The sequence below is a fragment of the Streptomyces sp. NPDC057271 genome (assembly GCF_042668715.1).
Classification (GTDB): Bacteria; Actinomycetota; Actinomycetes; order Streptomycetales; family Streptomycetaceae; genus Streptomyces.
The window spans coordinates 1-9,033 of record NZ_JBHUYJ010000175.1; the positions used below are offsets into that span (position 1 = coordinate 1).

The 9,033-nt window shown below is 66.2% G+C and carries 3 protein-coding genes; all 3 read right to left on the reverse strand.

Annotation, left to right across the window (positions count from 1 at the left end):
• Positions 1–274 precede the first annotated feature (274 nt).
• Positions 275–1,399, reverse strand: coding sequence for an IS701 family transposase (locus ACFUJR_RS37820; protein WP_383179618.1), 1,125 nt, complete (start codon positions 1,397–1,399; stop codon positions 275–277).
• A 152-nt stretch (positions 1,400–1,551) separates the two neighbouring features.
• Positions 1,552–3,867 carry a hypothetical protein gene (locus tag ACFUJR_RS37825; protein ID WP_383179612.1) on the reverse strand — a complete coding sequence of 772 codons (2,316 nt, stop codon included), beginning with the start codon at positions 3,865–3,867 and terminating at the stop codon, positions 1,552–1,554.
• A gap of 54 nt (positions 3,868–3,921) precedes the next feature.
• The gene (locus ACFUJR_RS37830; RefSeq protein WP_383179615.1) at positions 3,922–7,908 is read right to left on the reverse strand and encodes an Ig domain-containing protein; all 3,987 of its coding nucleotides are present in this window, start codon (positions 7,906–7,908) and stop codon (positions 3,922–3,924) included.
• Positions 7,909–9,033 lie beyond the last annotated feature (1,125 nt).

Here is a 9,033-nt window from a genome sequence, read left to right on the forward strand (position 1 = left end):
CAGCCACGTGATCATTCTGGCCGTCCAGTGCCGCCCGGAACAGCGACCGGGCGGCACGTCACGACGGGGCGAACGTTGCCTGATGCGGCACTAGTACTGCAACCGCATGTGTGGGTCGTGGCCTCGGCGTTGGTAATGGCAGCGGCGGGCTCGGGCCTGGCTGCGGCGCCGGAAGTGCAGACGGTGCTCGTTGCTGTGGCAGCGGGGCGTGACGACGACGTGCCCGATCATCCGGCGGATCTCCGGGACGCTGAGGGGTATGAGGTCTCGCTCGTCATCTCCGCTGCCCCTTTTCTTGCGCGCGGATGGCTGTGAGGTAGGCCAGAACGGCCATGGCCAGGGTGATGTGCCGGTACCGGGCCCGGTAGTGCCGCACCTGGTAGTGGTCGAGCCCGCACTCGCCTTTCGCGATCTGGAAGCACTCCTCCACCGCCCACCTTGCCCCAGCGGTTCTGGCCAGGTCTTTCAGCCGGGAAGTGGCGGGGCCGTAGCAGACGTAGTAGGCGATGTCGCCGGGGTCGGACAGGTTGCGGCGGGCGAGCACCCAGTGCCCGAATCCGCCCTCCCAGGCAGGCCGGATCGCGACGCGGGCCCAGTGGTAGATCCGCCGGCCGTGGGCGCCGGCTCCGGCGGAGATCCGCTTCCATGCCTGCTTCGGCAGGGCCGCGGTCAGAGCGTCGACGCGGGCGTCCTGGCCGTCGGTCGTGATCACGGTGTCGTTGACCTTGGTGGCCAGCACATACGCGGCCCGGCGTTCTTCGAGCCAGGCGCGGAAGTGCTTGACCTGCCCGTACGCCTCGTCCGCGGTCACCCAGGCGAAGGGAACAGCCGCGTCGATGGCGCGTTGCAGCATCCACTTGAGGTGCTCGATCTTCGTGGCGAACGGCACCGTGTCGTCGATCCCGGCTGCCCGGCAGCGGTCCCGGTCGTCCGTCCAGGACTTCGGGACGTAGAGTTCCCGGTCGATCAGCGCCCGCCCTTTGGCGGATGCGTAGGCGAGGAACGTGCCGATCTGGCAGTTCTCAGTGCGGCCGGCGGTGCCGGAGTACTGCCGCTGGACACCTGCTGACCTGGTGCCCTTCTTCAGGAACCCGGTGTCGTCCCCGATGAGCACGCCGTCCTTGGCGCCGATGGTCTCCACGACGAAGTCCCGGACATCGTCGCGGACCGCGTTCTCGTCCCATTCGGAGTGGTCGAGCAGGCGTTGCACGCCGTCCGGGCGGAGCTGGCCGACCTGCTCGGCCAGCGTCCACCCGTTCTTCCTCTCCAGCGGCGCAAGTAGGCCCGTCATGTAGTCCAGAGCCCGATCGCGTGGCTCCGACCTGCCAAAACGATGCCCGAACCGGGCATGCAACCCCGCTATGCCATCGGACCACGACTCGATCTGCTCAACACTCAGCGACAGCCCCAGCTAGTCTTGACATCCCTAACAACAACTTGACCAACTGCCGGAAACCCGCGACCCGTCCGGCTGATCTCCAGCCTCAGCGGAGCCCAAGGAAAGCCATTGAACAATGTCGGCCGTCCTCGGCAGCTTGCCGGTGGTGTCGCTTACAGTGCCCGCGTAGTGGCGGCGCAGAAGCGGAATAGCGAGAGGGCCTGGGCGAATTCGCTGGTGAGGTAGGCGGTGGCGAGCTGGGCGAGGCGGGTGGGGAGGGCTTGAGGTGGCGGGTCGGCCTGGCGGCGGACCTCGGCGGCGTAGGCATCAAGCGTCAGGAGCCTGATGTCGAAGTGGGTCTGGCCGACGACGGCGCCGTCCGGATCGCGGAGGGGCATGACGCAGGCTTGGTAGCCGTGGGCCAAGTCGGCTGGGAGCGGAAGGGTGGTATGGAAAGAGCCGGCGGAGGGGGCGATCTCGATGTCGAGTTGCCAGAGGGGGCCGTTCGGGATGATGGGAGGGGACCATTCGGGGAAGTAGGCGACGTGGTCGAAGCTGTAGTACCAGCGGTCGGCCGGCGCGCCGGGGCGTACTGGGAGGCGGCGGGTGGCGCGGGCGCCGGCCTGGTGGAGGGTGAGTTCGGCCTGGGCCTCGCGGGCTGGCGGTCCGGGGCGGGAGGTCTCGATGTTGTAGAGGGTCAGGGCCAAGACGTCGGTGACGTCGGCGTCGGCAAGGTCGAAGACGCGCCACGGCAGAGTTAGGGCGGCCTCGAACTGTGGCGCAAAGCGAGCCGCGAACTGCTCGACGAGGACGCCCATTCGGCGGTCATAACCGTCGGGGACGGCAGCCAGGGAGGCAGCGAAGGAGCGGACGGCGGCGGCGAGGGCTTCGGGATCGGCGACGGCGGACGGAGCCAAGGTGGGTGCGGCGGCGGACGCGGGAGCCGTCAGTTCGGGTCCGATGGTCGGTATCAGGGTGCGAGTCATGCTGTCCAGGCCGATGGAGAGCAGGTCCTCGAAGGACTCGTCTGGGACGTCGGCCAGGGCGTGAAGGATGGTGGGGCCGGCTTGTTCCAGGATGTGAAGGACTACGGCGGTGGTCGCGGGGGCGGCGGCGAAGCGCGGGACTTCAGAGCTGACCAGGAGTTGGGTTGTCGTGTCGCCGGCGAAGTACTCACTGCGGCCGTCCGGGCCGACGGCCAGGTAGAGGTCGTAGAGGAAATCGGGTTGGGCCTCGGCGGCGTCGTGGACCGGTGGGGCGGGGAAGGGTTCGGCGGTGCCGTGGGCGGTGCGCCGCAGGAGGTCGGCACCGGCGAGTGGGCGGATGCCGAATTGGCTTAGCGTGGGGACGTCGCGGGCCAGCGCTTCGGGATCGGCAGCAGCGTAAGCGGCGTCTCCGCCGGCGGTCATGAAGGGATGCGAGGCCACGAACGCGAAGGAGGTGCCCTCGAACCGGCACAGGATCCGTGCGCCGCGAGTCGGCCGCTGGCGCAGGATTACGGTGCCCGGACCCTCTGGCGTCGCGACCTTGTCACCGAGCATCACGTCCTCGATCACCCGCAGTGTGCCGTCAGCCATGACCACGCGTGTCCCGGGCGCGAAGCACGACGAGCTCGGCACCTGCCGGTAGGAGGTGCCCGGCTGGGAGCTCGCCGTGAACTCGTAGGAGTTGTCCTCTGCGATGCACGACGGGTACGTGGCTCCCGGGTAGACGTGGCAGTTCGTCTTCAGCAGCGCCGCCGTGGCGTCCGCGGCATCCTCGCCTCGCAGGTCGGCCAGCCATGGGGCCTGCCGGTACCAGGCGCCAGGGCGCAGGGCTGGCGGGATCGGCAGGCCCTGCTGCACGATGCGGTCGATCGCGAGGTCGATCTCAGCGGTCGAGCAGCCCAGCGCGGTCAGCTTCGCGTAGTGGTTGAACAGCTCCCAGTCCCGGTCCGGCCAGTTGCCCGACGACCACTGCAGCATCTTGTCGTTCGTCCAGGTCGGCGAGGACAGCCCGGCCAGGTAGTGCTGCCGCGCCACCGCGCGTTTCGAGTCGTCCTGGAACGCGGCCAGCGCGGTGCGGATCGGACTGTCGGCGTACTTGGCCATCTCGGCATAGAACCGGTAGGAGTTCTCCCGGATCCGTGTCGAGAACGACCACAGGTCAGCGTCGGCCTTCGCGGTCAGGATTTGCGGACGCAACCCGCTGGTGAGGACGTCTCCCATACGCCGGCAAAGCAGCGCCACGGCGACCGCCGAGAAGAACCCGTCGTCGAGTCCGGTCAGCGGGCTGATCGACGCCTCAAGCGGGTTCGGGTTCGCGTCCGGGAAGAAGATGGTGACGAATGCCGGGCCGGTGCCGATCATCTGCGAGTAGTGGCCCGGCGTAAGCCGCTTGGCGTGCAGCACCAGCACCGAGCGGGCCAGGAGACCGACCTGGTTCACCCCCTCCGGCGGCAGCGCCGCGGCCAGTACCTCGACGTCGCGGGGGTTGAACGGTGAAGCCATGTCAGCCTCCTGGCTCAGGGATGGAACGGATGGCAGGATCGACGATCGGCGGGATCAGACCGCCAACACGGCGGCCTCGTCGGGCGCGGTGATCTCCAGCGCGAAGGTCGTCTCCTCCGAGCCGACGCCGTTGGTCACCTTCAGCGTGTATTCCTGCTTGGGCGTCGGCGACACGTCGACACCGGTCGCCATCGCGATGGTGCCTTCGTCGGGGTCGAACGTGAGGCCGCTCGGCAGCGCCGGTGTGACCGTCCACTCCTGGGGCACGCTGCCGGGCACCTGGAGCGCCGGACCGGTCACCTCGTCGTGCGCGACGGTCAGCCAGGAGACGTCACTCATTGACAGCTCAGCTGGCTTGGTGGCGACCATCTCCAGCCGCACCGTCGCCGCCTCGCTCTCGGCGGTCGTGGTCTTCCAGCCGGTTCCGCCGCCCGAGGCCAGCCATCGGGTGGTCTTCTGGTTGTCGACGAAGAAAACACTGCGCAGCTTGAACGGCGCCGACTTCAGCTCCTTCACTCCTGACGCAGACTCCTGATAGGTGCCCTCGCCCTGCATGTCCGCGTACCAAAGCAGCTTCGGCTCGGGCGCCAGGTCGTCCGCCGCGTAATCGCGCGACGTCACCAGACCGGCGTCGTCCACCGCGAGACTCTGCAAGCACGGCTTGCCCTCCGTGTTCAGGATCGGCGCGCCGATCTGGGTGCGGCCATATTCGTCCACGGAGATGTAGAAAGCGGTGTGCCCGGTGGCGTCGAAGGCCGCCTGGCTGACCTTGCCGTCGGAGGCGATGTGCAGCGCGTGCGACTGGTCGCCGGTGGCGAACATCGCGATGCCGGCGCGCTGCGGCTCGCCGATCGGCCGGTAGATGCGGAACGTGTCGATAGCGGCCTTGTACGGCATGTAGAACTTGTCGGCGCGTTCCTTGGCGAACTTCTCCACCGGGGTCGGTTGCGGCAGGGACATCAGGATGATCAGTAGGATCGCGCCGAGCGCCAGTGCCACGAAGCCGACCACGGAGACCGCCGAGAAGATCGAGCTGACCAGGAAGCCGCCTACGGTGACCGCCGATCCGGAGACCGCCCAGGCGCCGATCACCGCGACCAGCTCCAGGCAGGATGCGGTTATGAACAAGCTGTGCGCGGCCTTCTCCAGTGACGTGTCGCTGTTGTAGAGGTCGATCGCCGACATCACGATCCCAACGATCGCGAGCGCGCCGGCCAGGGACCGCGCCATGAATAGGGTGAGGTTCTTGCCGAACAGCCGCCGGATGAACGTCTTGTTCGCTTCGACCGGCAGCAAGCGTCGGCCAGCCGCGGCGGTGGCCTGCCGGCTGGCCCACCACTGGCGGAAGTCGATGCGGCCGGCCGGGACTTTCGGGCCGCCTTCCTGGAGCAGGTAGCCGCGCAGGCCGGTGGTCGCGGTGCGCTGAGCTTGCGTCAGCAGCTTCGGCGAGAAGAACATGCGGGCGTTTTTCCAGAAGCCGTTGCTCGGGGTCCAGATCTCAACCAGCGCGACGGAGCGCTTGATGAGCTTGATTGTGTTGATAGCCACGATGCCGACGGCGGAGCTGATGACGAACGCCTTCTGCGTGTCCTTGAGCGAGTTCCAGTCTGCGGTGCCTTGCAGGAAGAACGACATCAGCATGCCCGCGGCGGCGAGGGCGCCGAGATTGGTGACCAGGGCGGGCACGCCACCGAGCAACCGGGCGCAGGAGGCCTGGTACCGCTGCACCACGTAGCTCCAGTTGTACAAGCCGTATTGGACCTCGGCGGACGTCCGCAGGATCGCTAGCATCCTGTCAACGAGTTCCTGAGACCCGTATTCGCGCAGCTGCTGCGCCGCTTCGCTCAGAGCCGGATCCGGCGAGTTCAAGTACTTCTTGACAAACTCGTCGAGGAGGGTCTTCACTGCGAAGTTGAAGCCGCCGACGCCACCGGCCAAATCCGCCATCTGCGGCAGTAGCGTGCCGAATTCGAACAGCTGAAGCAGGTAGCCGTACTCTTGGGAGAAGTAGCTCGTGGTGTCCAGGATGTTCAGGAGCGCGACGGTTCGCTGCACACGCTGGCTGTACTCCGAGCCGTCCACCTCGCCGCCGAGCTTGATGAATGTCTCCAACATCAGCAGGTAGCTGGGCCGCGACGTGGCGGTGTAGACGGCGAAGGCCCAGTACTGCTTGTGTTGCTTGGCGTGGTCGCCGAGCGCGCGGATGCTCTTCTCCATCTCGGCCAGTTGTTCGGGCGTGCCGGCGTTGTTGTCGCGGGCCTCCTTGATCCACGCCTCTGTGGTCGCATCGATGTTCAGTGCGTACTTGGCGTGGTTGGCGATCTGGTCGGCGAGGTACCAGCCGATGTTCTTGTTCGCGCTGGGCTCTTGGTACCGGCGCTGGTACAGCAGCGGCGCCTGCGCGGCCATCACGTCACTGCCGCCGGTGATCTGCGTCATCCACTGCCCGGAGCGGACGGTGTTCAACGTCTTGGCGTACGGGTCGTCGCTGAACTTGCCAAGGCAGGTCACGGTGTACGGAACGCTGAGCGACTTGAACCACGCGTCCGGGTCGGACCCCTTTGTGCCCTTGACCGCGGCGATGGCTCGCAGATCCGGGTCGAGAACCGGCGGGTCCTTGTGGAAGAACGTCGCGCGCAGGTCGGAATCCATCTTGTTCTGGAGGATCTTGTAGAAGTCCTCCATGGACGCTTCTTGTACATGGTCGAGGTATTCGCCCTTGTTGTTTGTGGCGAACTGGCTCATGTTCAACAGTTCGGTCAGGTCGTGTGTCGCGCTCGCTTTGGGGTTCGCGAGCGCGACCGAGTGGCGCAGTGACTCGGCCAGACGGGGGACCGCGATCCGGGAGACGAAGCCGTTTGCCGTGTCGGGGTGTACGCGGACGCCGGTAGCGCCAAAGGAAGACTCCACGACGTGCTCGCCGTCAGGCGAGAAGGTCAGGTATCCCTCGGTGGGGATGCCGGCCTCCTCCGCGGCCACCTCGTCCAGCCCGGACCACGACAGCACGTCGCCGTCCAGCATGGTGTGCGCTGCGACGGTGGTGCTGGCGTGCAGCTTGCGGTCGTGCACCGCCACGAGGCGTTCCGCTCCCTGCTCGCCTTGGCCGAGGTGGTAGAGACCGGCGACGCCGTGGCCAGCCCAGTCGCCGATGACGCCATAGACAGTGCCCTGGTAGCCCGGCCCGCCGACGACCATGCCGCCAGTGAAGTCCGCGCCGAACTCGCTGAGCTTACAGGTCAGCTGGTACGGGAACAGCTCGGCGCCCGCACCGGACGGCGGCTTGACGCCGGAGCTCAATTCGTATGTGAGGCGGCGGTTGCGGCTCATGTAGCCGGTGTAGGTGTTCGGGGTTGGCTCCCAGTTGCGGCCGGTCTTGATGTCGTCGAACTTGGGCAGGAAGGAGTACAGCTTCTCGTCGCCGATGACCTCCTCGCCGTTGACGCCGTAGGTGAACCCGACCTCGTAGTCGGCGCTCCATGAGGTCTGATTCCAGCGGTCGCTCGTGGGGTCCCAGGTGATCGAGGCGTTCTGCCCGGAGAGGTAGGCGGCGTCTTTTGCCACCTTCATCCGGAAGCGCTGCGGAGCAACCTCGTATATGACGGCGACGGCCTGGCCGTCCACGGTGACGGTGCCGTAGGCGCGCAGCCGGTTGTGCGTCATGACGAAGTGGCCGCTGATCTCCTGCCGGCTGTCGGAGGTCACGAAGCTCAGTTCGCGGTGAATCGGGTTCCACTGCAAGTTGCGGGACAGGACGGCATGTGGCCCGACGTAGAGGTGGTCACGGGACGGGTCTTGCAGGTCTGGCGTAACGAGCGTCAGAGTGCGAGGCAGGGCGGCCAGCGCCTTCTCGCCCTTCTCTGTGTCGCTGATCGCGTCGGCCTGCATGAGGGCGAAGGTGCGGGCTTCTGGATACAGCAGGGCGACCTGCCTGTCACGGTCGGCTTGTACGGCCTGGCGGGCCTCGCGGGTGTCGCGTGTGTAGGCCTCCATCACTTCCTGGAACTCGTCCATTTCCTGCAACTTGTCGTGAATAATGCTCATGGGTTTCCTCCTTGGATTTTCGGAGCCCTGTACGGGCGTGCAGGCTGCTGATGAGAGTCGGCGAAAGAGCGTGTTGCACACTCGTTGCTCGGTGCGTCAGCCGATGGGCAAACCTGTAGAGGGTCTCGACCCATGGACCTAAGCCGTTTACCGCAGGGGAGCTTAAACTTCACCCGGTGGGGCCGTGGGTGCAAGCCTCCTCGCCACCGCAGCGGATTCGGGGTGAACAACGCGTTGAAAAGCCATGGCTTCGGCGGGTCGTTCCGGACCACTCCGGCAACTGCGCGGCAGCCCTACTATGCGTAACCGCCATTGCACATAGGCCGAAATCGCGTGTCTCGTGATAGGGCTCGATTTGTTGGGGCGTTCGCCATATTGCGACGCCGACCTGGCTCTTCAGGCGATTTGCGCGCTCAAGGGCAGCTAGGAAAGCGCCGTCCAGCGCGTTCGTGAAGATGAGATAAAACGAATGCTTCGTTGGACGTATGTATGTCTTGTTGGACGATTCGAGGAGCAGACCCGGTAGGCCCGAGGGTCCCTGTTTTGCTGTCGAACCTGTCTCGCTGGTCTCCTCCGCTGACACAGAGGACGACGACCGGGATAGCACGCGCGTTGGTGATAGAGAAAGTCTTTCCGACGCCCTACCGCCCCCGGCATACGGCAGCGTCCCGTACATCGCGTTCTGGCAGGTCTCGTTCATCTGCATGATGCCCTCGCAGCTGCGCTCGTGCGCAATGCGCGACCAGGCAGGAATATCTACTCAATGATTCCCCGAGGCGCCCGTCTCCCCGGCGCCGCCGTCAGCACGTCGCCTTCCACGGGGGCGATTCTCACCGGCTCTGATTCCCACGCTACGACGAGCAAGCGATCATTGCATCCCCAAACGTGGCTTTTTTGCCCCCGCCGTGGCCACTGGTGCGGCCGCCGATGCCGCCTTACTATTGCGGGTCTTCGAAGTTGAGCGGTGCGTCGGCCGGGCCGCTTAATGGTCCGTCACTGCCATTGATGCTGCGAGTAGTTTTACTGACCTTTAATACTCCAGCAGGATTTCGCTGTCTGACCTGGTCTTTCGCCGGGTGGCGGGAGTGTAGCGGGACTTCGGTCGTGCGGGGGCGGTCTCAGGGA

Bases quoted from the DNA above. Each gene is read 5' to 3' on its own strand.
- ACFUJR_RS37825 (WP_383179612.1), bottom strand. From the start codon at position 3,867: ATGGCTTCACCGTTCAACCCCCGCGACGTCGAGGTACTGGCCGCGGCG.
- ACFUJR_RS37830 (WP_383179615.1), bottom strand. From the start codon at position 7,908: ATGAGCATTATTCACGACAAGTTGCAGGAAATGGACGAGTTCCAGGAA.